The organism is Streptomyces luomodiensis (assembly GCF_031679605.1).
Classification (GTDB): domain Bacteria; phylum Actinomycetota; class Actinomycetes; order Streptomycetales; family Streptomycetaceae; genus Streptomyces; species Streptomyces luomodiensis.
Genome location: NZ_CP117522.1, coordinates 3,613,877 through 3,639,880, shown reverse-complemented (window position 1 = coordinate 3,639,880; position 26,004 = coordinate 3,613,877). Strand labels below are relative to the sequence as shown.

Sequence of the window (26,004 nt, the reverse complement as noted above, 5' to 3'; positions counted from 1 at the left end):
AGCTCATCGACTCACCTCAGCACCGCGGGGACGGCGTAATGGCGACGGCGAACGAAGAGAAGTACCTCGACTACCTCAAGCGGGCCACCACCGACCTGCGCGAGGCGCGGCGGCGGCTGCGCGAGGCCGAGGACCGCGAGCAGGAGCCCATCGCCATCGTGGCGATGAGCTGCCGCTACCCCGGCGGGGTCCGCACCCCCGAGGAGCTGTGGGAGCTCGTCGCCCGCGGCGGTGACGCGGCCACGCCGTACCCCACCAACCGCGGCTGGGCCACCGACGTCCTCTTCGAGCCGGACCCGGACAGCGGCCAGGAGCCGTACGTCCACGAGGGCGGCTTCCTGCACGACGCGGCCGACTTCGACCCGGCGTTCTTCGGCATCTCGCCGCGCGAGGCGCTCGCCATGGACCCGCAGCAGCGGCTGCTGCTGGAGACCTCGTGGGAGGCGTTCGAGCGCGCGGGCATCGACCCGACCACCCTCCAGGGCAGCCAGACCGGTGTGTTCGCGGGCGTCATGTACCACGACTACGCCTCCCGGCTGTTCTCCGCGCCCGAGGACGTCGAGGGCTTCCTCGGCAACGGCAGCTCCGGGTCCATCGCCTCCGGCCGGGTCGCCTACACCTTCGGGCTGGAAGGGCCGGCCGTCACCATCGACACGGCCTGCTCGTCCTCCCTGGTCGCCCTGCACTTCGCCGTACAGGCGCTGCGCCGCCGGGAGTGCTCGCTGGCGCTGGCCGGCGGGGTCACGGTCATGTCCACCCCCGGCACCTTCACCGAGTTCAGCCGCCAGCGGGGGCTCGCGGCGGACGGCCGCTGCAAGTCCTTCGCGGCCGCCGCCGACGGCACCGGCTGGGGCGAGGGCGCCGGCATGCTGCTGCTGGAGCGGCTGTCGGACGCGAAGAAGAACGGCCACCAGGTGCTGGCCGTGGTGCGCGGCTCGGCCATCAACCAGGACGGCGCCAGCAGCGGCCTGACCGCGCCCAACGGCCCCTCGCAGCAGCGCGTCATCCGCCAGGCCCTGGCCGCCGCCCGGCTCTCCGCCGGACAGATCGACGTGGTCGAGGCGCACGGCACCGGCACCACCCTCGGCGACCCCATCGAGGCCCAGGCCCTGCTCGCCACCTACGGGCGCAACCACACCGAGGACCAGCCCCTGTGGCTGGGCTCCATCAAGTCCAACATCGGCCACACCCAGGCCGCGGCCGGTGTCGCGGGCATCATCAAGATGGTCATGGCGATGCGGCACGGGGTGCTGCCGCAGACCCTGCACGTCGACCGGCCCACCCCCAACGTCGACTGGTCGGCCGGCGCCGTCTCCCTGCTCACCGAGCAGCGGGCCTGGCCCGACACCGGCCAGCCGCGCCGGGCCGCCGTGTCCTCGTTCGGCATCAGCGGCACCAACGCCCACACCATCCTGGAGCAGGCCCCCGAGCCCGAGCCGGAGGCGGCACCGGCCGACCGGACGGCCGACGACGGCACCCCGGCCCAGGCCCGCGCCGCCGCGCTGCCACTGTGGACCGTGGCGGCCAAGAGCCGCCCCGCGCTGCGCGCCCAGGCCGCGAACCTGCGCGCCCACCTCGACGCCCACCCCGAGGTGCGCCTCACCGACGTCGCCTTCTCGCTGGCCACCGGCCGGGCGGCCTTCGACCACCGGGCGGCCGTCGTCGCCGACGACCGCGAGGGCCTGATACGGGCCCTGGACGCGCTGTCCCGCGAGGAACCCGCGACCGGGCTGGTCGAGGGGAAGACCGCCGGTGGCAAGGTGGCGTTCCTGTTCACGGGACAGGGGAGCCAGCGGCTGGGGATGGGGCGTGAGCTGTACGACGCCTATCCGGTGTTCGCCGAAGCGCTGGACGCGGTGTGCGCGGAGCTGGACGCGCATCTCGAACGGCCGTTGAAGGGTGTGCTGTTCGGGGAGGACGCGGAGGCGCTGGACCGGACGGGGTTCACTCAGCCCGCGTTGTTCGCGGTCGAGGTGGCGCTGTTCCGGCTGGTGGAGGCGTGGGGGCTGCGGCCCGACTTCCTCTCGGGCCATTCGATTGGTGAGCTGGCCGCCGCGCATGTGGCGGGTGTGCTCTCGCTCGCGGACGCGTGCACCTTGGTCGCCGCGCGTGGCCGGTTGATGCAGGAGCTTCCGGCGGGTGGCGCGATGATCGCCGTCCAGGCGGCCGAGGACGAGGTGGCGCCGCTGCTCACCGACAGCGTGAGCATCGCCGCGCTGAACGGCCCGACGTCGGTGGTCATCGCGGGTGACGAGGACGCTGCGGTGGAGATCGCCGCGTCGTTCGAGGAGCGGGGTCGTAAGACCAAGCGGCTGACGGTGAGCCACGCGTTCCACTCGCCGCGCATGGACGGGATGCTGGAGACGTTCCGGCAGGTGGCGCGGGGTCTTTCGTACGAGGCCCCGAAGATTCCGATCGTGTCGAACCTGACCGGTGCCGTGGTCTCCGCCGAGGAGATCACCAGCCCCGACTTCTGGGTGCGCCACGTCCGCGAGGCCGTGCGCTTCCTCGACGGTGTGCGCACCCTGGAGGAGCGCAACGTCACCACGTTCATCGAGCTGGGCCCGGACGGTGTGCTCACCGCCATGGCCCAGGACTGCCTGACCCGTGACGACGCCACCCTTGTGTCCGCGCTGCGCTCCGGCCGCCCGGAGCTCCAGAGCCTGGCCGCCGCCGTCGCCGGGGCCCACGTCCACGGTGTGTCCCCGGACTGGACGGCGGTGTTCGCCGGAACGGACACGGCGCGCACGGATCTTCCGCTCTACCCCTTCCAGCGCGAGACGTACTGGCTCGACACCGGCTACTGGACCGGCGACATGGCGTCCGCCGGGCTCGGCGCGGCCGACCACCCCCTGCTGGGTGCCGCGGTGGCGCTCGCCGACTCCGACGGCTTCCTCTACACCGGCCGGCTCGCCCTGGACACCCATCCGTGGCTGGCCGACCACGCGGTGGCCGGGTCGGTGCTGCTGCCCGGCACGGCCTTCGTGGAACTGGCGATCCGCGCCGGTGACCAGGTCGGCTGCGATGTGCTGGAGGAGCTGACGCTGGAGGCGCCGCTGGTGCTTCCCGAGGTGGGCGGTGTCCAGCTCCAGCTGTCGGTGGGCGCGCCGGACGGTTCGGGGCGGCGCTCGCTGACGGTGTACTCGCGGTTCGAGGACGCGGCGGTCGACGAGCCCTGGGTGCGGCATGCGTCGGGTGTGCTGGGTTCGGGTGCGCCCGCGGCCTCGTTCGACCTGGGGGTGTGGCCTCCGGAGGGGGCGTCGGCGCTGCCGGTCGAGGGCCTGTACGCGGGCCTGGCCGAGGCGGGGCTGGCGTACGGTCCGGTGTTCCAGGGGCTGACGTCCGCCTGGCGGCTGGGCGACGAGGTGTACGCGGAGTTGGAGCTGCCGGAGGACGCGCGGTCCGAGGCGGGTTCGTTCGGTCTGCATCCGGCGCTGCTGGACTCGGCTCTGCACGCGGTGGGGCTCGGCGGTCTGATCGAGGGCGAGGGTGCTCGGCTGCCGTTCTCGTGGTCCGGGGTGTCGCTGCACGCGGTGGGTGCTTCGGTGCTGCGGGTGCGTCTGTCGGCGGCCGGTGCGGACGCGGTGTCGCTGGCGGTGGCCGATGGTGCGGGGCGTGCCGTGCTGTCGGTGGATTCACTGGTGCTGCGGCCGGTGTCGGCCGAGCAGATCCACGGCGCGCGGGGCGGCCGCCAGGAGTCGCTGTTCCGGCTCGACTGGGCCGAGGTGTCCGCCCAGGGCACGGCGGGACGCTGGGCGCTGCTGGGGTCGGACGCCCTTGGCCTGGCGTCGACCGGGCAGCGGTTCGACACCTACGCCGACCTGGCCGCGCTGGCCACGGCGGCCGAGTCCGGTGACGTCGCGCTGCCGGACGACGTGGTGGTCGGGTTCGCCCCCGGAGGCGACGGCGGTCCCGCCGCCGTCCACCGGGCCACCGGCGAGGCGCTGGCGCTGGTCCAGGCGTGGCTGGCGGACGAGCGGTTCGCGGATGCCCGCCTGGCCGTGCTGACCTCGGGTGCCGTGGCCGCCGGTACGGACGAGCCGGTGGCCGATCTGGCCCATGCCGCCGTCTGGGGCCTGCTGCGCTCCGCCGAGTCGGAGAACCCCGGCCGGTTCGTTCTGATCGACGTGGACGGCGCCGCCGATTCGCTGACGGCGGTGCCGGACGCGCTGGCGTCGGGCGAACCGCAGGTGGCCGTGCGGGACGGGGCGCTGCGGGCACCGCGCCTGGCGCGGGCCGTGGCGGAGGCCGACCGGCCGGCACCGGAGTTCGACGCCGAGGGCACGGTGCTGGTGACCGGTGCGAGTGGCACGCTGGGCGGTCTGTTCGCCCGCCATCTGGTGGCGGAGCGTGGGGTGCGGCATCTGCTGCTGGTGAGCCGTCGTGGCGAGCGGGCGCCGGGTGCGGCCGAGCTGGGTGCCGAGCTGGCCGAGCTGGGTGCCGAGGTGCGCTGGGCGGCGTGTGATGTTGCCGATCGTGCCGCGCTGGCCGAGGTGCTTGGGTCGATTCCGGCGGAGCGTCCGCTGACGGGCGTGGTGCACACCGCTGGTGTGCTGGACGACGGTGTGATCGGTTCGCTGACGCCGGAGCGGCTGGCGCGGGTGCTGCGTCCGAAGGCGGACGCGGCCTGGAACCTGCACGAGCTGACCCGTGAGCTGGACCTGTCGGCGTTCGTGCTCTTCTCGTCCGCCGCCGGTGTCTTCGGCGCCGCCGGGCAGGGAAACTACGCCGCCGCCAACGCCTACCTGGACGCGCTCGCCCAGCACCGCACGGCGAGCGGTCTGCCCGGCACCTCGCTGGCCTGGGGCCTGTGGGCCGCCGAATCCGGTGGTATGGCCGGTGAGCTGGACCAGGCCGATGTGTCCCGGATGAACCGGGGCGGGGTCGCCGCGCTCTCCACCGACGAGGGCAAGGAACTGTTCGACGCGGCCGGACGGGCCGGCGAGGCGCTGCTCGTACCGGTGCGGCTCGACCTGGCGGCGGCACGGGCCGAAGCGGCGGCCACCGGTGTGGTGGCGCCGCTGATGTCCGGGCTGGTGCGGGTCCCGGCAAGGCGTACGGCGGAGGGCTCCGCCGGAACGGGCGCCCTGGCGCAGCGGCTGGCCCGCCTGAGCGGGGCAGAGCAGCTCCGGACGCTGCTGGAACTGGTCCGTACCCAGGTCGCCGCCGTCCTGGGCTATGGCACCGCCGACTCCGTGGACCCCGACCGCGCCTTCCGCGACCTGGGCTTCGACTCGCTGACCGCCGTCGAGCTGCGCAACCGGATGAACGCGGTCACCGGGATGCGGCTCCCCGCCACCCTGGTCTTCGACTACCCGACCTCCCTCGTCCTGGCCGAACACCTCCGGGACGAACTGGCGGGCACCCGCGCCCAGTCGGGCCTGCCGGTCCAGGCCGTGGGCGCGGCCGACGACGAGCCGATCGCCATCGTGGCGATGAGCTGCCGCTTCCCCGGCGGGGTGCGGACCCCCGAGGACCTGTGGCGGCTGCTGTCCACCGGCCAGGACGCGATCTCCGGCTTCCCCGCCGACCGTGGCTGGGACCTGGACGCGCTCTACCACCCGGACCCGGAGCACCCCGGCACCTCGTACACCCGCGAAGGCGGTTTCCTCCACGACGCCGCCGACTTCGACCCCACCTTCTTCGGCATCTCGCCGCGCGAGGCCCTCGCCACCGATCCGCAGCAGCGGCTGCTGCTGGAGACCTCGTGGGAGGCGATCGAGCGGGCCGGGATCGACCCGACCACGCTGCGCGGCAGCCGTACCGGTGTGTTCGCGGGCGTCATGTACCACGACTACGCCACGCTCGTGGAGCAGGCCCCGGACGGCGGTGGCGAGGGCGCCATCGGCTCCGGCAGCACGGGCTCCATCGCCTCGGGCCGCGTCGCGTACGCCCTCGGCCTGGAGGGCCCGGCCGTCACGGTCGACACGGCGTGTTCGTCGTCGCTGGTGGCGCTGCACTGGGCGATGCAGGCGCTGCGCGCGGGCGAGTGCACCATGGCGCTGGCCGGCGGTGTCACGGTGATGGCGACCCCCGGCACCTTCATCGGCTTCAGCCGCCAGGGCGGCCTGTCCGCCGACGGCCGCTGCAAGGCCTTCGCGGCCTCGGCGGACGGTACGGGCTGGGCCGAGGGCGCGGGCATGCTGCTCGTCGAGCGGCTCTCGGACGCGCGTCGGAACGGCCACCCGGTGCTGGCCGTGGTGCGCGGCTCGGCCGTCAACCAGGACGGTGCGTCGAACGGTCTGACGGCGCCCAACGGCCCGTCCCAGCAGCGCGTCATCCGCCAGGCCCTCGCCGCCGCCGGGCTCTCGGCCGACGACGTGGACGCGGTCGAGGCGCACGGCACCGGCACCACGCTGGGCGACCCGATCGAGGCACAGGCACTGCTGGCCACGTACGGCCAGGAACGGGACGCGGAGCGGCCGCTGCTGCTCGGCTCCATCAAGTCGAACATGGGCCACACCCAGGCCGCGGCCGGTGTCGCGGGCGTGATGAAGATGGTCCTCGCCATGCGGCACGGGGTGCTTCCGAAGACCCTGCACGCGGAGCAGCCGTCGCCGCATGTGGACTGGTCGGCGGGCGCGGTATCGCTGCTGACGGAGCAGATGGCCTGGCCGGAGACCGGCCGCCCGCGTCGCGCGGGTGTCTCGTCGTTCGGCATCAGCGGCACCAATGTGCACACGATCATCGAGCAGGCGCCGGAGGCTTCCGAGCCCGTGGCGGCCGCTCCTGGGGTGGCTCCGGCCGCGGTGCCGTGGGTGGTGTCCGGGCGGGGTGTGGCCGCGCTGCGTGCGCAGGCCGAGCGGCTGGTGGCGCATGTGGCGGACCGGCCCGAGCTGCGTCCGGTGGATGTGGGCTACTCGCTGGCGACCGGCCGGTCGGCCTTCGACCGCCGTGCGGTGGTGGTGGCCGGGGACCGGGCTGGGCTGGTGGCCGGTCTGGGCGCGTTGGCCGAGGGGCGTGGTGCGCCGGGGCTGGTCGAGGGTTCGGTGGCCGGTGGCAAGGTGGCGTTCCTGTTCACGGGGCAGGGGAGTCAGCGGCTGGGGATGGGGCGTGAGCTGTACGACGCCTTCCCGGTGTTCGCCGAGGCGTTGGATGCCGTGTGTGCGGAGCTGGACGCGCATCTTGAGCGGCCGCTGCGGGATGTGCTGTTCGGGGACGACGCCGAGGCGCTGGACCGGACCGGGTTCACTCAGCCCGCGCTGTTCGCGGTGGAGGTGGCGCTGTTCCGGCTGGTGGAGGCGTGGGGTCTGAAGGCGGACTTCCTGTCGGGGCACTCCATTGGTGAGTTGGCCGCCGCGCATGTGGCGGGTGTGCTGTCGCTGGCGGATGCGGCGAAGCTGGTGGCCGCCCGTGGGCGGTTGATGCAGGAGCTTCCGGCGGGCGGCGCGATGGTCGCCGTCCAGGCGTCGGAGGACGAGGTCACGCCGCTGTTGACCGAGAGGGTGTCGATCGCCGCGCTCAACGGCCCGACGGCGGTCGTGATCGCGGGTGACGAGGACGCGGTGTTGGAGATCGCCGCGTCGTTCGAGGCGCGGGGCCGTAAGACCAAGCGGCTCACGGTGAGCCACGCGTTCCACTCGCCGCGTATGGACGGGATGCTGGAGGCGTTCCGCGAGGTCGCGCAGGGGCTGTCGTACGAGGCCCCGCGTACCCCGATCGTGTCCAACCTGACCGGTGATGTCGTCTCCGCCGAGGAGATCACCAGCCCCGGCTTCTGGGTGCGGCACGTCCGCGAGGCGGTCCGGTTCCTCGATGGTGTGCGGGCCCTCGAGGCCCAGGGCGTCTCCACGTTCGTCGAGCTGGGCCCGGACGGTGTGCTCACCGCGATGGCGCAGGAGTGCGTGACGGGCGAGGACGCCGGGTTCGTGGCGGCGCTGCGAAAGGACCGTCCCGAGGCCGAGGCGCTGACCACCGCTCTCGCGCGGGCGCATGTCCGTGGGGTGGCGGTGGACTGGGAGGCCGTCTTCGCCGGTACGGGCGCGGCTCGGGTGGAACTGCCGACGTACGCCTTCCAGTACGCGCGCTACTGGCCCGAGCTTCCGGCCGCCGGCGTGGGCGGTACGGCCGGGCTGGGGCTGGCGACTGTCGACCATCCGCTGGTCGGGGCCGCCGTGCCGCTGGCCGGTGGCGAGGGGCTGCTGCTCACGGGCCGACTGGGACTCGACACGCATCCGTGGTTGGCGGAGCACACCGTGCTGGGTTCGGTGCTGCTGCCGGGTACGGCCTTCGTCGAGCTGGCGGTTCGTGCGGGTGACCAGGTCGGTTGTGATCTGCTGGAGGAGCTGACACTGGAGGCGCCGCTGGTGCTTCCGGAGGTGGGTGGTGTTCAGCTTCAGCTGTCGGTGGGTGCGCCGGACGACTCTGGTCGTCGTGCGGTCGAGGTGTATTCGCGGTTGGAGGGTGCGGCTGCCGATGAGGCGTGGCTGCGTCACGCCTCGGGTGTGCTGGCGCAGGGTGCGCCCGCGGCGTCGTTCGATCTGGGGGTGTGGCCTCCGGCGGGCGCGACGCCGGTCGGGATCGACGGGCTGTATGAGGGGATGGCCGGGCTGGGGCTTGTCTATGGTCCGGTGTTCCAGGGGCTGACGTCCGCGTGGCGGCTGGGCGACGAGGTCTTCGCCGAGCTGGAGCTGCCGGAGGACGGGCGGTCCGAGGCGGGTTCGTTCGGTCTGCATCCGGCGCTGCTGGACTCGGCTCTGCACGCGGTGGGGCTGGGTGGTCTGGTCGAGGGCGAGGACGGGGCGCGGTTGCCGTTCTCGTGGTCCGGGGTGTCGCTGCACGCGGTGGGTGCTTCGGTGCTGCGGGTGCGTCTGTCGGCCGCTGGCGCGGACGCGGTGTCGCTCGCGGTGGCCGATGGTGCGGGGCGTGCCGTGCTGTCGGTGGATTCGCTGGTGCTGCGGCCCGTGTCGGCCGAGCAGATCAGCGGCGCGCGGGGCGGGCGTCAGGACTCCCTCTTCCGCCTGGAGTGGGTTGACCTGCCCGCCACCGTGTCCCCCGCCACCGTGTCCCCCGCCCCCGTGCCGACCGCCCGCTGGGCGGCGCTCGGCTCGGGCGCCCTCGGCCTCGGTGCGGTCGGCGCGGACATCGCGACGTACCCGGATCTGGCCGCGCTGACCGAAGCGGTCGCGGCGGGCGCCGAGACGCCCGAGCTGGTGTTCGTATCGCCCGCCGTCGCGGGCGACGCGGACGTGGCGGACGCGGCGCACCGGGCCACCGCCGAGGCGCTGACGCTAATCCAGGCGTGGCTGGCGGACGAGCGGTTCGCGGACGCGCGCCTGGTCGTGCTGACGTCGGGCGCCGTGGCCGCCGGTGCGGACGAGCCGCTGGACGAACCGGCCCAGGCGGCGGTGTGGGGTCTGCTGCGCTCGGCGCAGTCGGAGAACCCGGAGCGCCTCGTGCTCGTCGACCTCGACGGCCGGGACGAGTCCTTCCGCACGCTGTCCGCCGCGCTCGCCTCGGGCGAGTCGCAGCTCGCGCTGCGCGCGGGCGAGGTACGGGTGCCGCGCCTGGCGCGGGCCGCCGCCGCGGACTCCGGCCAGGACGTGCCGGAGTTCGACGCCGAGGGCACGGTCCTGGTGACTGGTGCGAGTGGCACGCTGGGCGGTCTGCTGGCGCGCCATCTGGTGGCGGAGCGCGGGGTGCGGCATCTGCTGCTGGTGAGCCGCCGTGGTGAGCGGGCGCCGGGTGCGGTCGAGCTGGGTGCCGAGCTGGCCGAGCTGGGTGCCGAGGTGCGCTGGGCGGCGTGTGATGTGGCCGATCGTGCCGCGCTGGCCGAGGTGCTGGCGGGTGTTCCGGCGGAGCGTCCGCTGACGGGCGTGGTGCACACGGCCGGTGTGCTGGACGACGGTGTGATCGGTTCGCTGACGCCGGAGCGGCTGGCGCGGGTGCTGCGTCCGAAGGTGGACGCGGCCTGGAACCTGCATGAGCTGACCCGTGAGCTGGACCTGTCGGCGTTCGTGCTCTTCTCGTCCGCCGCCGGTGTCTTCGGCAACGCGGGGCAGGGCAACTACGCCGCCGCCAACGCCTTCCTGGACGCCCTCGCCCAGCACCGTACGGGGCTCGGGCTGCCCGGTACCTCGTTGGCCTGGGGCCTGTGGGCGGACGCCAGCGCGATGACGGGCGAGCTGGACGGCGCGGATGTGTCCCGGATGAGCCGGGGCGGTGTCCTCGCGCTCTCCGCCGCCGAGGGGCTGGAGCTGTTCGACGCCGCGGGGCGTCTCGGCGAGGCGCTGCTGGTGCCCATGTCGCTGGACATGGCCGCGCTCCGGGCGCAGGCGGGCAGCGGTGCGCTGTCCCCGCTGTTCCGGGGGCTCGTGCGGACTCCGGCGCGGCGTACGGCGGAGGGCGCGGCGGCGTCGGGCGCGCTGGCGCGGCGGCTGGCCGGGCTGAGCCAGGCCGAACAACTCGACGTCGTGCTGGACCTGGTCCGTACGAACGTCGCGACGGTGCTCGGATACGCCGGCCCCGGGACGGTCGACCCCGACCGCTCCTTCCGTGAGCTGGGCATTGACTCCCTGACGGCGGTGGAGCTGCGGAACGCCCTGGGCGCGGCCGCTGAGCTGCGGCTGCCCGCGACGCTGGTCTTCGACTATCCGACGCCGGTGGTGTTGGCGGAGTTCCTGCGCGCGGAGGTCATGGGCGCGGCTGCTGAGGTGGCCGGGCCGGTGGTGGTGGCCGCCGCTGATGACGAGCCGATCGCGATCGTGGGGCTGGGCTGCCGTTATCCGGGTGGGGTGGAGACGCCGGAGGATCTGTGGCGGCTGGTCATGGAGGGCCGGGACGTGATCTCGGAGTTCCCCACCGACCGAGGCTGGGACCTGGACGGGCTCTACCACCCGGACCCCGACCACCCGGGCACCTCGTACTCCCGCGAGGGCGGCTTCGTCGACCGGGCCGGCCACTTCGACCCGGCCTTCTTCGGGATTTCGCCGCGTGAGGCCCTCGCCATGGACCCGCAGCAGCGGTTGCTGCTGGAGACGTCGTGGGAGGCGTTCGAGCGGGCCGGGATCGACCCGGGTGCGCTGCGCGGCAGCCGTACCGGTGTCTTCGCCGGCGTCATGTACCACGACTACGCCTCCTCCCTGCCGGCGCTTCCGGAAGGCGTGGAGGGATTCGTCGGCACCGGCAACGCGGCGAGTGTGATCTCGGGGCGGCTGGCGTACACGTTCGGTCTCGAGGGGCCGACGATCACGGTGGACACGGCGTGTTCGTCGTCGTTGGTGGCGTTGCACCTCGCGGTTCAGGCGTTGCGGAACGGTGAGTGTTCGCTGGCGCTCGCGGGTGGTGTGACGGTGATGGCGACTCCGGCGCCGTTCGTGGAGTTCAGCCGTCAGCGCGGGCTTGCGGCGGACGGTCGGTGCAAGGCGTTCTCGGCGGACGCGGACGGTACGGGCTGGTCCGAGGGCGCGGGCGTGCTGCTGGTGGAGCGGTTGTCGGACGCGCGGAAGAACGGGCATCCGGTGCTGGCGGTGGTGCGTGGTTCCGCGATCAATCAGGATGGCGCGTCGAACGGTCTGACGGCGCCGAACGGTCCGTCGCAGCAGCGGGTGATCCGTCAGGCGCTGGCGAGCGCGGGTGTGTCGGCGTCCGAGGTGGACGTGGTGGAGGCGCACGGCACCGGCACCAGTCTCGGTGACCCGATCGAGGCGCAGGCGCTCATGGCTACGTACGGTCAGGAGCGGGACGCCGAGCAGCCGTTGCTGTTGGGTTCGATCAAGTCGAACATGGGTCATACGCAGGCGGCTGCCGGTGTCGCGGGCATCATCAAGATGGTGATGGCGATGCGGCATGGTGTGCTGCCGCGTACGTTGCACGCGCAGGAGCCGTCGCCGCACATTGACTGGTCCGCGGGTGCGGTGTCGTTGTTGCGGGAGTCGGTGGAGTGGCCGGAGACGGGTCGTCCCCGGCGGGCCGCTGTCTCGTCGTTCGGCTTCAGCGGGACGAACGCGCACACCATCATCGAGCAGGCCCCGGCCGTCGAACCCGCGGAGGCTCCCTCGGCCCCGGTCACCGAGCCGTCCGTGCTGCCGTGGCCGGTGTCCGGCAAGAGCGCCGACGCTCTGCGGGCGCAGGCCGTGCGGCTGCTCGCCGACCTGGAGCGGCGGCCGGAGCTGTCGCCGACCGATGTGGCGTTCTCGCTGGCGACGACGCGTGCCGCGCTGGATCACCGCGCGGTGGTCGTGGGCGGGGACCGGGCCGGGTTGGTCGCGGGTCTTGAGGCGCTGGCGCGTGGTGAGTCGGCGGCGGGGCTGGTGCAGGGCTCGGTGGCCGACGGCAAGGTGGCGTTCCTGTTCACGGGGCAGGGGAGCCAGCGGCTCGGGATGGGGCGTGAGCTGTATGACGCCTATCCGGTGTTCGCGGAGGCGTTCGACGCGGTGTGCGATGCGCTGGACGCGCATCTGGAGCGGCCGCTTCGGGAGGTCCTGTTCGGCGAGGATGCCGAGGAGCTGGACCGGACGGGGTTCACTCAGCCCGCGCTGTTCGCGGTCGAGGTGGCGCTGTTCCGGCTGGTGGAGGCGTGGGGTGTGCGGCCCGATTTCCTGTCGGGTCATTCGATCGGTGAGCTGGCCGCCGCGCATGTGGCGGGTGTGCTCTCGCTCGCCGACGCCGCCAAGCTGGTGGCCGCCCGTGGCCGTCTGATGCAGGCCCTGCCTGCGGGTGGCGCGATGATCGCGGTGCAGGCGTCCGAGGACGAGGTGGCGCCGCTGCTGACCGAGCGGGTGTCCATCGCCGCGCTCAACGGGCCGACCTCGGTGGTCATCGCGGGTGATGAGGACGCGGCGGTGGAGATCGCCGCGTCGTTCGAGGCCCAGGGCCGCAAGACCAAGCGGCTCACGGTCAGCCATGCGTTCCATTCGCCGCGTATGGACGGGATGCTGGAGGCGTTCCGTGAGGTGGCCGAGGGGCTGTCGTACGAGGCTCCGCGTATCCCGATCGTGTCCAACCTGACGGGCGAGCTGGTCTCCGCCGAGGAGATCACCAGCCCCGGTTTCTGGGTGCGCCACGTCCGCGAAGCCGTGCGTTTCCTCGATGGTGTCCGTGCCCTTGAGGCCCAGGGTGTGACCACTTACCTCGAACTCGGTCCCGACGGTGTTCTCACCGCGATGGCCCAGGAGTGTGTCGAGGCTCCCGAAGCGACGGGCTTCGCCACCGCGTTGCGCAAGGACCGTCCCGAGGCCGAGGCCGTCACCACCGCCCTCGCCGCCCTCCACGTCCGTGGCGTCACGCCGGACTGGGCGGCCGTCTTCGCCGGGACCGGCGCCCAGCGCGTCGACCTGCCGACGTACGCCTTCCAGCGCGAGCGTTATTGGCTGGAGGCTCCCGCCGGAGCCGTCGGCGACGTGGCCTCGGCCGGTCTCGGCTCGGCTGATCATCCGCTGCTGGGCGCGGCGGTGGATCTGCCCGACTCCGAGGGCTTCCTCTTCACGGGCCGGCTCTCGCTCCGTACGCACCCGTGGCTGGCCGACCACGCCGTCATGGACACCGTGCTGCTGCCCGGTACGGCCCTGGTGGAGCTGGCGGTCCGGGCCGGTGACCAGGTCGGGTGCGATCTGCTGGAGGAGCTGACGCTCGAAGCGCCGCTGGTCCTGCCCGAGCGTGGCGGGGTGCAGCTGCGGGTTGCCGTGGCCGAGCCCGGCCCCGACGGGCAGCGCGCGCTGACCGTCTACTCGCGGCTGGAGGACGCCGCCGACGAGCCGTGGATCCGGCACGCCTCCGGTGTGCTCACGGCCACCGGAGCAGCCACGGGAGCAGCCACTGGAGCAGCCACCGCAACCGGCCTGACGGAGTGGCCCCCGGCCGGCACCGGGACGGCCGATGTCGAACCGCTCGACGTGGCCGGGCTGTACGACGGCTTCGCCGCGCTCGGCCTCGCCTACGGGCCGGTGTTCCAGGGGCTGCGGGCCGCCTGGCGGCGCGGCGACGAGGTGTTCGCGGAGGTGGCGCTCGACGAGGAGCGGCAGGCCGAGGCCCGTGCGTACGGGCTGCACCCGGCGCTGCTGGACGCCGCGCTGCACACGGTGGCCCTCGGCGGGTTCTTCCCGGCCGAAGAGGCGGGCCGGGCCCGGCTGCCGTTCTCGTGGGACGCCGTACGGCTGCACGCGGTCGGCGCGACCGCGCTGCGGGTGCGGGTCTCCCCGGCCGGGCAGGGCGGCGCGGTGGCGCTGGAGATCGCCGACGAGGCCGGTGCCCCGGTGGTGTCGGTCGGCTCGCTCGCGCTCCGGCCGCTGGACGCCGAGCAGTTCGCGGCCGCCCGTACCGCACACCACGAGGCGTTGTTCCGCCTCGACTGGGCCGCGCTGCCCACGCCCGCGCTGCCCACGTCCACGGAGCGGGAGCGGCCGGAGGACACCGCCCTGTGGGCCGTCCTGGACGGCACCGGCGGTGGTGATCTGAAGATCACGGCCGCGCTGACGGACGCGGACACCGGTATCGAGGCCGAGACCTACCCGGACCTGTCCGCGCTCGCCGAGGCGGTCGAGGCCGAGGGGATCGCGCCCGATGTGGTGCTCGTGCCGTGCCTGCCCGACCTGGGCACGCCCGGGGACACCGTGGGCGCCGCGCACACCGTGGTCCGGCGGACGCTGGCGCTGGTCCAGGAGTGGATCGCCGACGAGCGGTTCGCCGACTCGCGGCTCGTTCTCCTCACCCGTGGCGCCGTGGCCGTGACCACGGGCGAGGACGCCGGGGCCGAGGGGGTGGACGATCTGACGCACGCGGCGGCCTGGGGCCTGGTGCGGTCGGCGCAGGCCGAGCACCCGGGCCGGTTCGTCCTGGTGGATCTGGCGGACACGGACGGCGACCCGGTCCACGGCGCCGTCCACGGCTGGCTCCCCGCCCTGGTGGCGGCGCTGCGGACGGACGAGCCGCAGCTGGCCGTGCGCGCCGGGGCCGTCCACGCACCGCGCCTCGCCCGGGTGGCGGCCCTGGACGCGGCGGACGTGCCCGGCCTCGACCCGGCGGGCACCGTGCTGGTCACCGGCGCGTCCGGCACCCTGGGCGGGCTGCTGGCCCGCCACCTGGTGACCGAGCGCGGCGCCCGGAGGCTGCTGCTGACCAGCCGCCATGGCGCGGAGGCGGCGGGCGCCGCCGAACTGGCCGCCGAGCTGGGCGCGTTGGGCGCCGAGGTCACCTGGGCGGCGTGCGACGCGGCCGACCGGGACGCGCTGGCCCGGGTCATCGCGTCCGTCCCGGCCGCGCATCCCCTCACCGCCGTGATCCACGCGGCGGGTGTGCTCGACGACGGGGTCGTGGAATCGCTCACCGCCGAGCGCATGGACCAGGTGCTGCGTCCGAAGGTGGACGCGGCGTGGAACCTGCACGAGCTGACCCGCGGCCTGGACCTGGCCGAGTTCATGCTGTTCTCCTCGGCGGCCGGTGTCTTCGGCAACCCGGGGCAGGGCAACTACGCGGCGGCCAACGCCTTCCTGGACGCCCTCGCCCAGCACCGTCGCGCCCAGGGCCTGCCCGCCGTCTCCCTGGCCTGGGGCCTGTGGGAGGACGAGGGCGGCATGGCCGCGACCCTTGCGACCGCCGACCGGCAGCGGATGAGCCGCGGCAGCATGGGCACGCTCAGCAACGCCGAGGGCCTGGCCCTGTTCGACGTGTCCGGCCTGGCCGGACACGCGGTGCTGATCCCCGCCGCCCTGGACATCGCCGCCCTGCGCGCCCAGTCCACGGCCGGGGTCGTGCCGCTGCTGCGCGGGCTGATCCGCACCCCCGTACGGCGGGCCGCGGCCGGTGGCGGCGGGGCGGACGAGGCGGCGGGGCTCGCCGAGCGGCTCGCGGGCATGTCCGCGGCCGAACGGGACCGCTTCCTGACCAACCTGGTCTGCGGCCAGGTGGCCACCGTGCTCGGCTACGGCAGCGCGGCGGCGATCGAACCCGGCGCGGCCTTCAAGGAGCTGGGCTTCGACTCGCTGACCGCCGTCGAGCTCCGCAACCGGCTCGGCGCGGCCACCGGACTCCGGCTGCCCGCCACGCTGATCTTCGACTACCCGACCCCCGACGCCCTGGCCGGCCATCTGCGCGCGGAACTCCCGCACGGGGAGGACGGCGGCCCGTCGGTGTTCGGCGAACTCGACCGCCTGGAAGCCGCCCTGGCGGTGGCCGCGGACGACAGCGTCACCCGCTCCAGGATCACCATGCGCCTCCAGGCGCTCCTGGCGAAGTGGAACGACGCCCAGGACGCGACCGCCGACGGCGACACCGACGACCACGACCTCGAGACCGCGACCGACGATGAGCTCTTCGACCTGCTCGACGACGAACTCGGCTCCTCCTGAACGGGAGCGTTCTGAACCCATGGAACTCATGAGCACCACCTCCCTCTTCGCAAGGAGCCGACGCAATGGTGAATAACGAGGACAAGCTCCGCGACTACCTCAAGCGGGCCACCGCCGACCTGCGCCAGGCCCGTCGGCAGCTGCGCGAGGTCGAGGAGCGGCACCAGGAGCCGATCGCGATCGTCGCGATGAGCTGCCGCTACCCGGGCGGTGTCCGCACCCCCGAGGAGCTGTGGCGGCTCGTCCTGGACGGCGAGGACGCCATCTCCGGCTTCCCGACGGACCGCGGCTGGGACATCGAGTCGCTCTACGACGCCGACCCCGACCAGGCGGGCGCCAGCTATGTGAGTGAGGGCGGATTCCTCTACGACGCGGGTGGCTTCGATCCCACGCTCTTCGGGATCTCGCCGCGTGAGGCCATGGCGATGGACCCGCAGCAGCGGCTGCTGCTGGAGACGTCGTGGGAGGCGTTCGAGCGGGCCGGGATCGACCCGACCGGGCTGCGCGGCAGCCGGACCGGTGTGTTCGCGGGCGTCATGTACCACGACTACACCTCGCGGCTCGACTCCGTGCCCGAGGGCGTCGAGGGCTTCCTCGGCACCGGAAGCTCCGGCAGCATCGCCTCCGGCCGGGTGTCGTACACCTTCGGCCTGGAGGGCCCGGCGGTCACCGTCGACACCGCCTGCTCGTCCTCGCTGGTCACCCTGCACATGGCGGTGCAGGCGCTGCGCAACGGTGAATGCTCGCTCGCGCTCGCGGGCGGTGTCACCGTGATGGCCACGCCCTCGACGTTCACCGAGTTCAGCCGGCAGCGCGGACTCGCCGCCGACGGCCGCTGCAAGCCCTTCGCCGCCGCCGCCGACGGCACCGGCTGGGGCGAGGGCGTCGGCATGCTGCTGGTGGAGCGGCTGTCGGACGCGCGCCGGCACGGCCATCCGGTGCTGGCCATCGTCCGTGGCTCGGCGATCAACCAGGACGGCGCCTCCAACGGTCTGACGGCGCCCAACGGACCGTCCCAGCAGCGCGTCATCCACCAGGCGCTCACCAACGGCCGGCTCTCCGCGGCCGACGTGGACGTCGTCGAGGCACACGGCACGGGTACGACGCTGGGCGACCCGATCGAGGCGCAGGCGCTGCTGGCCACCTACGGCCAGGAGCACACCGAGGACCGGCCGCTGCTGCTCGGCTCCATCAAGTCCAACATCGGCCACACCCAGGCCGCGGCCGGTGTCGCCGGGGTCATCAAGATGGTCATGGCCATCCGCCACGGTGTGCTGCCCAAGACGCTGCACATCGACGAGCCGACCCCGCACGTGGACTGGTCGGCGGGCGCGGTGTCGCTGCTCGCCGACACCACGCCGTGGCCGGAGACCGACCACCCGCGCCGGGCCGCCGTGTCCTCGTTCGGTTTCAGCGGCACCAACGCGCACACCATCATCGAGCAGGCCCCCGCCGACGAGACCGACGCGGAAGCCACCGGGGAACCGGCCCCGGCCAAGCGGCTGGACGTGGTGCCGTGGACGGTGTCGGGCAAGAGCGCGGCGGCGCTGCGCGCCCAGGCGCGGCGGCTGCTGGCCCACCTGGAGGCCGGGCCCGGCCCGCGCCCGGTCGATGTGGGCCTCTCGCTGGCCACCACCCGCGCCCAGCTGGACCACCGCGCCGTGGTGCGCGGCCACGACCGCGACGCACTGCTGGCCGGGCTGACCGCCCTGGCCGAGGGCGGTATGGCGGCGGGCGTCGCCCAGGGCTCCGTCGTCGGCGGCCGGACGGCGTTCGTCTTCCCGGGGCAGGGGTCGCAGTGGGCCGGTATGGCGGTGGGGCTGATGGACGCCTCGCCCGTTTTCGCGGCCCGTATCGAGGAGTGTGCGGCCGCGTTGGGGGAGTTCACCGACTGGTCGTTGGTGGATGTGCTGCGGGGTGCGGAGGGTGCGCCATCGCTGGAGCGGGTGGATGTGGTCCAGCCGGTGCTGTTCTCGGTGATGGTGTCGCTGGCGGAGCTGTGGCGTTCGCTGGGGGTGGTCCCGGCGGCGGTGATCGGTCATTCGCAGGGTGAGATCGCGGCGGCGTGCGTGGCGGGGATTCTGTCCTTGAAGGACGCGGCTCGTGTCGTGGCGCTGCGCAGCCAGGCGATTGGGCGGGTGCTGGCGGGTAAGGGTGGCATGGTGTCGGTGGCGCTTCCGGTGGCCCAGGTGCGGGAGCGGATCGCGCCGTGGGGTGAGGAGCGGATCTCGGTCGCCGCGGTCAACGGCCCTTCGTCGGTGGTGGTGTCGGGTGAGCCCGAGGCCCTGGACGAGCTGATCGCCGCGTGTGAGGCGGACGAGGTGCGGGCGCGGCGGGTGCCGGTGGACTACGCCTCGCACTCGGCCCAGGTCGAGCTGTTGCGTGAGGAGCTGCTGGAGCTGCTGGCGCCCGTACAGCCGAGGAACGCCGAGGTGCCGTTCCTGTCGACGGTGACGGGGGAGTGGGTAGAGGGTCCGGAGCTGGACGCCGAGTACTGGTTCACCAATCTGCGGCGCACGGTGGAGCTGGAGGGCGCGGTCCGGCGTCTGCTGGACGAGGGCTTTGGGGTGTTCATCGAGTCCAGTGCGCATCCGGTGCTGACGATGGGTGTGCAGGAGACCGCCGAGGACGCCGGTATGGAGGCGGCCGCCATCGGTTCGCTGCGGCGTGACGAGGGTGGCCTGGACCGGTTCTGGGCCTCCGTCGGCGAGGCGTGGACGCGGGGCGCCACCGTGGACTGGGCCGGGGTGTTCGAGGGCACCGGCGCGCACCGGTGCGAGCTGCCCACGTACGCCTTCCAGCACCAGCGCTACTGGCTCGAGGCGGGCGCCCCCGCCACCGCCGCGCCCGCCGCCGATCCCGTCGAGGCCCGCTTCTGGGAGGCCGTGGAGCGCGAGGACTGGCAGGCGCTCGCCGCCGAGCTGGACGTCGAGGGTGATGAGCGGGTCAGCGCGCTGCTGCCCGCCCTGGCCTCCTGGCGCAAGCAGAGCCGTGAGCAGTCCGTCGTGGACGGCTGGCGCTACCGCGTCACCTGGAAGCCGCTCGCCGACGGGCAGCCCGCGCGGCTGTCCGGCGTCTGGCTCGTCGTCGCGCCGGCCACCGGGGACACCCCGGGCACCGAGGACACCTGGACGGACGCCGTGGCCGGGGTGCTCGCCGAACGCGGCGCCGACGTGCGGCGGATCGCCGTCGACACCGACGCCGACGGCCGGGAGGAGCTGGCCGAGCGGCTGCGCACCGCGCTCGCGGACACCGACGGCATCCCGTTCGCCGGAGTGCTGTCGCTGCTGGCCCTCGACGGCCATCCGCACCCCCGCCACCCCTCCGTCCCGGCCGGGGTGGCGGCGCAGCTCGCGCTGGTGCAGGCGCTGGGCGACGCGGAGACCGGCGCGCCGCTGTGGTCCGCCACCCGGGGCGCGGTCTCCGTGGGCCGTGCGGACGCCCTGGACTCCCCCGAACAGGCACTGGTCTGGGGCCTGGGCCGGGTGGCCGCGCTGGAGCACGGCGAGCGCTGGGGCGGTCTGGTCGACCTGCCCGGCGCGCCCGACGAGCGGGCGCTGGCCCGGCTGGTGGCCGTGCTCGCCGGGGCCGAGGAGGAGGACCAGGTGGCGATCCGCGCCACCGGACTGCTCGTACGCCGTCTGGTGCGCGCCCCGCTGGCCGCCACGCCCGCCGTACGGTCGTGGCAGCCGTCCGGTACGACGCTGGTCACCGGTGGTACGGGCGCGCTGGGCGCCCATGTGGCGCGCTGGCTGGCCGGGAACGGCGCCGAGCGTCTGGTGCTCACCAGCCGCCGTGGCCTCCAGGCCCCGGGCGCGGCCGAACTCCAGGCGGAGCTGACCGAGCTGGGCGCCACGGTCACCATCGCGGCCTGCGATGTGGCCGACCGCGCCCAGGTCGAGGCGCTGCTCGCGGACATCCCCGCCGAGCACCCGCTGACGGCCGTCGTCCACACGGCCGCCGTGCTGGACGACGGGGTGATCGAGGGCCTGACCCCGGACCAGGTGGACCGGGTACTGAAGGTCAAGGTCGACGCCACCCGCCATCTGCACGAGCTCACCCGGGACCTGGACCTGTCCGCGTTCGTGCTGTTCTCCTCCTTCGCGGCCACCTTCGGCGCACCCGGCCAGGGCAACTACGCCCCGGGCAACGCCTTCCTGGACGCCTTCGCCGAGTACCGGCGCGCCCAGGGTCTGCCCGCCACCTCGCTGGCGTGGGGCCCGTGGGGCGAGGGCGGGATGGCCGAGGGCGGCGTCGGCGACCGGATGCGCCGCCACGGCGTCATCGAGATGGCGCCGCGGTCGGCCGTCACCGCGCTCCAGCACGCGCTGGACCGCGACGAGTCGGTGCTGACCGTCGTCGACATGGAGTGGAAGCGCTTCGTCCTCGCCTTCACCTCCGGCCGCTCCCGCCCGCTGCTGCGCGACCTGCCCGAGGCGCGGGACGTCATCAAGGACATGGCGGGCGACGCGGAGGCGGACGGCGCGGGCGCGGCCGCCGCGCTGGTGCGGCAGCTCGCCGGGGCACCGGAGGCCGAGCAGGAGCGGCTGGTGCTGGAGCTGGTCCGCACCGCCGTCGCGGCCGTCCTGGGCTACGCGGGCGCCGAGGAGGTCGAGGCGGGCCGGGCCTTCAAGGAGCTGGGCTTCGACTCCCTCACCGCCGTCGAACTGCGCAACCGGCTCAGCGCCGCCAGCGGGCTGAAGCTGCCGCCGACGCTGATCTTCGACTACCCCACCCCCACGGCGCTCGCGCGCCATCTGCGCGGCGAGATCTCCGGCGGGCAGCCGGCCGCCGTGGCCGCGCTGCCGACCGCGGCGGCGCTCGCCGATGACGAGCCGATCGCCATCGTCTCCATGAGCTGCCGCTTCCCGGGCGGGGTGCGCACCCCCGAGGAGCTGTGGCAGCTGCTCGCCTCCGGCGGTGACGCGCTGTCGGAGTTCCCGGGCGACCGCGGCTGGGACATCGAGTCCCTCTACAACCCGGACCCGGACGCGCAGGGCACCAGCTACACCCGCGAGGGCGGATTCCTCACCGGGGCGGCCGACTTCGACCCCGCCTTCTTCGGCATCTCGCCGCGTGAGGCCATGGCGATGGACCCGCAGCAGCGGCTGCTGCTGGAGACCTCCTGGGAGGCGTTCGAGCGGGCCGGTATCGACCCGGCCACGCTGCACGGCAGCCCGTCCGGTGTCTTCGTCGGCACCAACGGCTCCGACTACTCCATCCTCATGCGCAACACCACCGACGGCTACGAGGGCCACCTGGCCACCGGCAGCGCCGCGAGCGTCGTCTCCGGCCGCCTCTCCTACACCTTCGGCCTGGAGGGCCCGGCGGTCACCGTCGACACGGCCTGCTCGGCGTCGCTGGTGGCGCTGCACCTGGCCGTCCAGTCGCTGCGCCAGGGCGAATGCTCGCTCGCCCTCGCGGGCGGGGTCACCGTGATGGCCACCCCGGGCACCTTCATCGAGTTCAGCCGCCAGCGCGGACTGTCCTCCGACGGCCGCAGCAAGGCGTTCTCCTCGGACGCGGACGGCTTCAGCCCGGCCGAGGGCGTGGGCATGCTGCTGGTCGAGCGGCTGTCGGACGCCCGTCGCAACGGCCACCCGGTGCTGGCGGTCGTGCGCGGCTCGGCGATCAACCAGGACGGTGCGTCCAACGGTCTGACGGCGCCCAACGGCCCGTCCCAGCAGCGCGTCATCCGGCAGGCCCTCGCCAACGCGCGGCTGTCGGCGGCCGAGGTGGACGTGGTCGAGGCGCACGGCACGGGCACCACGCTGGGTGACCCGATCGAGGCGCAGGCGCTGCTGGCCACCTACGGCCAGGACCGGCCCGAGGGGCAGCCGCTGCTGCTCGGCTCCATCAAGTCCAACATCGGCCACGCGCAGGCGGCCGCCGGTGTCGCCGGTGTGATGAAGCTCGTGCTCGCGCTGCGTCACGGTGTGCTGCCGGAGTCGCTGCACATCGTCGAACCCACCCCGCACGTGGACTGGTCGGCGGGCGGTGTCGAGCTGCTGACCGAGGCGCGGGAGTGGCCGGAGACGGGCCGTCCGCGCCGGGCCGCGGTGTCCTCGTTCGGTTTCAGCGGCACCAACGCGCACGCCATCCTGGAGCAGGCCCCCGCCGAGGAGCGGACGGAGAGCGAGCCGGTGACCCGGCGGCTCGGCACGCTGCCGTGGGTGGTATCCGGTAAGAGCGAGGCGGCGCTGCGCGCCCAGGCCGCCAAGCTGCTGGCCCACCTCGACGCCGAACCGGCCCAGCGCCCGCTGGACATCGGCCACTCGCTGGCCACCACCCGCGCCGCCTTCGAGCAGCGCGCGGTGCTGGTCGGCGGCGACCGGGACGATTTCGCCCGTGGTTTGGACGCCCTCGCTAGGGGGCAGGTCCTGCCCAACCTGGTGCAGGGGGCCTCAATCGGGGGCAAGGCCGCATTCGTGTTCCCAGGACAGGGGTCACAATGGGTAGGCATGGCCGTGGAGCTGTTGGATGCTTCACCGGTGTTCGCTGCCCGTATTGATGAGTGTGCCGCCGCGCTCGCAGAGTTCACCGACTGGTCGTTGGTGGATGTGCTGCGCGAGGCGGAGGACGCACCGTCACTGGAGCGGGTGGACGTCGTTCAGCCGGTGTTGTTCTCGGTGATGGTGTCGCTGGCGGAGCTGTGGCGTTCGCTGGGTGTGCGGCCGGCGGCCGTGGTCGGCCACTCGCAGGGTGAGATCGCGGCGGCGTGTGTGGCGGGGATTCTGTCCTTGAAGGACGCGGCTCGTGTCGTGGCGCTGCGCAGTCAGGCCATTGGGCGGGTGCTGGCGGGTAAGGGCGGCATGGTGTCGGTGGCGCTTCCGGTGGCCCAGGTGCGGGAGCGGATCGCGCCGTGGGGCGAGGAGCGCATTTCGGTCGCCGCCGTCAACGGTCCTTCGTCGGTGGTGGTGTCGGGTGAGCCGACCGCCCTGGACGAGCTGGTCGCCGCGTGTGAGGCGGATGAGGTCCGCGCGCGTCGGGTGCCGGTGGACTACGCCTCGCACTCCGCGCAGGTGGAGCTGCTCCGGGAGGAGTTGCTGGAGCTGCTGGCGCCCGTAGAGCCCAAGGCGGCCGAGGTGCCGTTCCTGTCGACGGTGACGGGGGAGTGGGTCGAGGGCCCGGAGCTGGACGCCGAGTACTGGTTCACCAACCTGCGGCGCACGGTGGAGCTGGAGGGTGCGGTCCGCCGTCTGCTGGACGAGGGATTCGGGGTGTTCATCGAGTCCAGCGCGCATCCGGTGCTGACGATGGGTGTGCAGGAGACCGCCGAGAGCGCGGGCCGGGAAGCGGCCGCGATCGGTTCGCTGCGCCGTGACGAGGGCGGCCTGGACCGGTTCTGGGTCTCGCTGGGCGAGGCGTGGACGCGGGGCGTCGGCGTCGACTGGCAGGCGGTGTACGACGGTACGGGCGCGGCCCGCGTCGAGCTGCCCACGTACGCCTTCCAGCAGCAGAGCTACTGGCCGCAGGCCGCCGACGCCGTGGCCGACGAGTCGGGCACGCCGTCCGACGCCGTCGACGCCCGCTTCTGGGAGGCCGTCGAGCGTGAGGACCTGGAGTCGCTGGCCGACACCCTCGCGTTCGAGGACGACGGTGAGCGCTCCTCGCTCGGCGCCGTCCTGCCCGGTCTGGCGTCCTGGCGCAAGCAGGCCCGTGAGCGGTCCACGGTGGACGGCTGGCGCTACCGCGTGACCTGGACCTCCCTGACCGAGCGCCAGGCCCCCCGGCTGTCCGGCACCTGGCTGCTGGCCGTGCCCGAGTCCGCCGCCACCGACGACTGGACGCTCGGCGCGGTGCGGATGCTCACCGAACGCGGTGCCCAGGTGCGGCAGATCACCCCGGCCGCCGTCGAGGCGGACCGCGCGTCGCTGACCCGTCTGGTGCGCGAGGAGCTGACCGGCGCCGGAACCGTCTCGGGTGTGCTGTCGCTGCTCGCCTTCGACGAGGGCATCGCCCCCGGTACCGACGGGGTCAGCGCCGGGCTGACCGGTTCCGCCGCGCTGATCCAGGCGCTGGGCAACGCCGGGGTGGAGGCGCCGCTGTGGTGCGCCACCCGGGGCGCGGTCTCCGTGAGCCGTGCGGACCGGCTGGCGTCCCCCGGGCAGGCGCTCGTCTGGGGCCTCGGCCGGACCGCAGCCCTGGAGTACCCGGAGCGCTGGGGCGGCCTGGTCGACCTGCCCGGCGCGCCCGACGAGCGGGCGCTGGCCCGGCTCGCCGGAGTGCTCGCCGGGAGCGACGGCGAGGACCAGCTCGCGGTGCGCGCGGCGGGCGTGTTCGCCCGCAGGCTCGCGCACGCCCCGCTGGCCGGCGCGCCCGCCGTACGGTCGTGGCAGCCGTCCGGTACGACGCTGGTCACCGGTGGTACGGGCGCGCTGGGCGCCCATGTGGCGCGCTGGCTGGCCGGCCAGGGTGCCGAGCATCTGGTGCTCACCAGCCGCCGTGGCCTCCAGGCCCCGGGCGCGGCCGAGCTCCAGGCGGAGCTGACCGAGCTGGGCGCGAAGGTCACCGTCGCCGCGTGCGATGTGGCCGACCGCAAGGCGGTCGAGACGCTGCTGGCCGCCATCCCGGCCGACCAGCCGCTCACCGCGGTCATGCACGCCGCGGGCGTCCTGGACGACGGCGTCCTGGACGCGCTCACCCCGGAGCGGTTCGCGACCGTCCTCGGCCCCAAGGCCGACGCGGCCCGCCATCTGCACGAGCTGACCCGCGAGCTGGACCTGTCCGCGTTCGTGCTGTTCTCCGGCATCGCGGGCACCCTCGGCGACGCCGGGCAGGGCAACTACGCGGCGGCCAACGCCTATCTCGACGCGCTGGCCGAGCAGCGCCGCGCCGACGGCCTGCCCGCCACCTCGGTGGCCTGGGGCCGCTGGGGCGAGACGGGGCTGGCCGCCGACGGGGCCATCGGGGAGCGGCTGGACCGGGGCGGTGTCCCGGCGATGGCGCCGCACGCGGCGATCACCGCCCTGCGGCAGGCGCTGGACCACGCCGACACGGTGGTGGCCGTCGCCGACATCCAGTGGGACCGCTTCGTCCACGGCTACACGGCGGTCCGCCCCAGCCCGTTCATCGCCGATCTGCCGGAGGTCCGGCGGCTGCGGGCGACCGGAGGTCCGGCCGGCGAGCCCGGCGCGGCCACGGACGGCTCCCCGGCGGACGCGCTGCGGGCGCGGCTGGCCGGGATCTCCCGGGCCGAACAGTCCCTGGTCGTCCTGGAGGTCGTGCGCAGCAACGCGGCCGCCGCGCTCGGCCACCCCTCGACCGACGAGGTCGGTGCGGGGCGGGCGTTCAAGGAGCTGGGCTTCGACTCGCTCATCGCGCTGGAGCTGCGCAACCGGCTGACCGCCGCCACCGGGCAGAAGCTGCCCGCCACGCTGGTCTTCGACTACCCGACCCCGGCAGCGCTCGCCGAGTTCCTGTGCGGCCGGATCGTGGGCGACGGCGGTACGGCCGCGGCCCCCGGGCTCGCCGAGCTCGACGCGCTGGAGTCCGCGCTGTCCGTCCTCGACCCCGACAGCGCGACGCGGGGCGACATCGCGGCCCGGCTGCGGGACCTCGCGGCGCGGTGGGCGGAGCCCCGTACGGCCGATGCCGAGGCGGCCGACGGCGACGGCGGGACCGTGACGGAGAAGTTGCAGGAGGCGACGCCCGACGAGGTCTTCGCCTTCATCGACAAAGAACTCGGAATCTAAGGATCGATGGGTCCGCGGGCGCAAGG

The 26,004-nt window shown here is 74.0% G+C and carries 2 protein-coding genes; both read left to right on the top strand.

The window, feature by feature from the left end:
- Nucleotides 1–38: 38 nt before the first annotated feature.
- Complete coding sequence (locus tag PS467_RS15475) at nucleotides 39–16,283, top strand: SDR family NAD(P)-dependent oxidoreductase (protein ID WP_311035767.1); 16,245 nt, start codon at nucleotides 39–41, stop codon at nucleotides 16,281–16,283.
- Nucleotides 16,284–16,351: 68 nt separating this feature from the next.
- Nucleotides 16,352–25,978, top strand: coding sequence for a type I polyketide synthase (locus tag PS467_RS15470; RefSeq protein WP_432280742.1), 9,627 nt, complete (start codon nucleotides 16,352–16,354; stop codon nucleotides 25,976–25,978).
- The last annotated feature ends 26 nt before the right edge of the window (nucleotides 25,979–26,004 follow it).

Coding starts and splice junctions, on each gene's coding strand:
- PS467_RS15475 (WP_311035767.1), top strand. CDS start 39: ATGGCGACGGCGAACGAAGAGAAGTACCTCGACTACCTCAAGCGGGCC.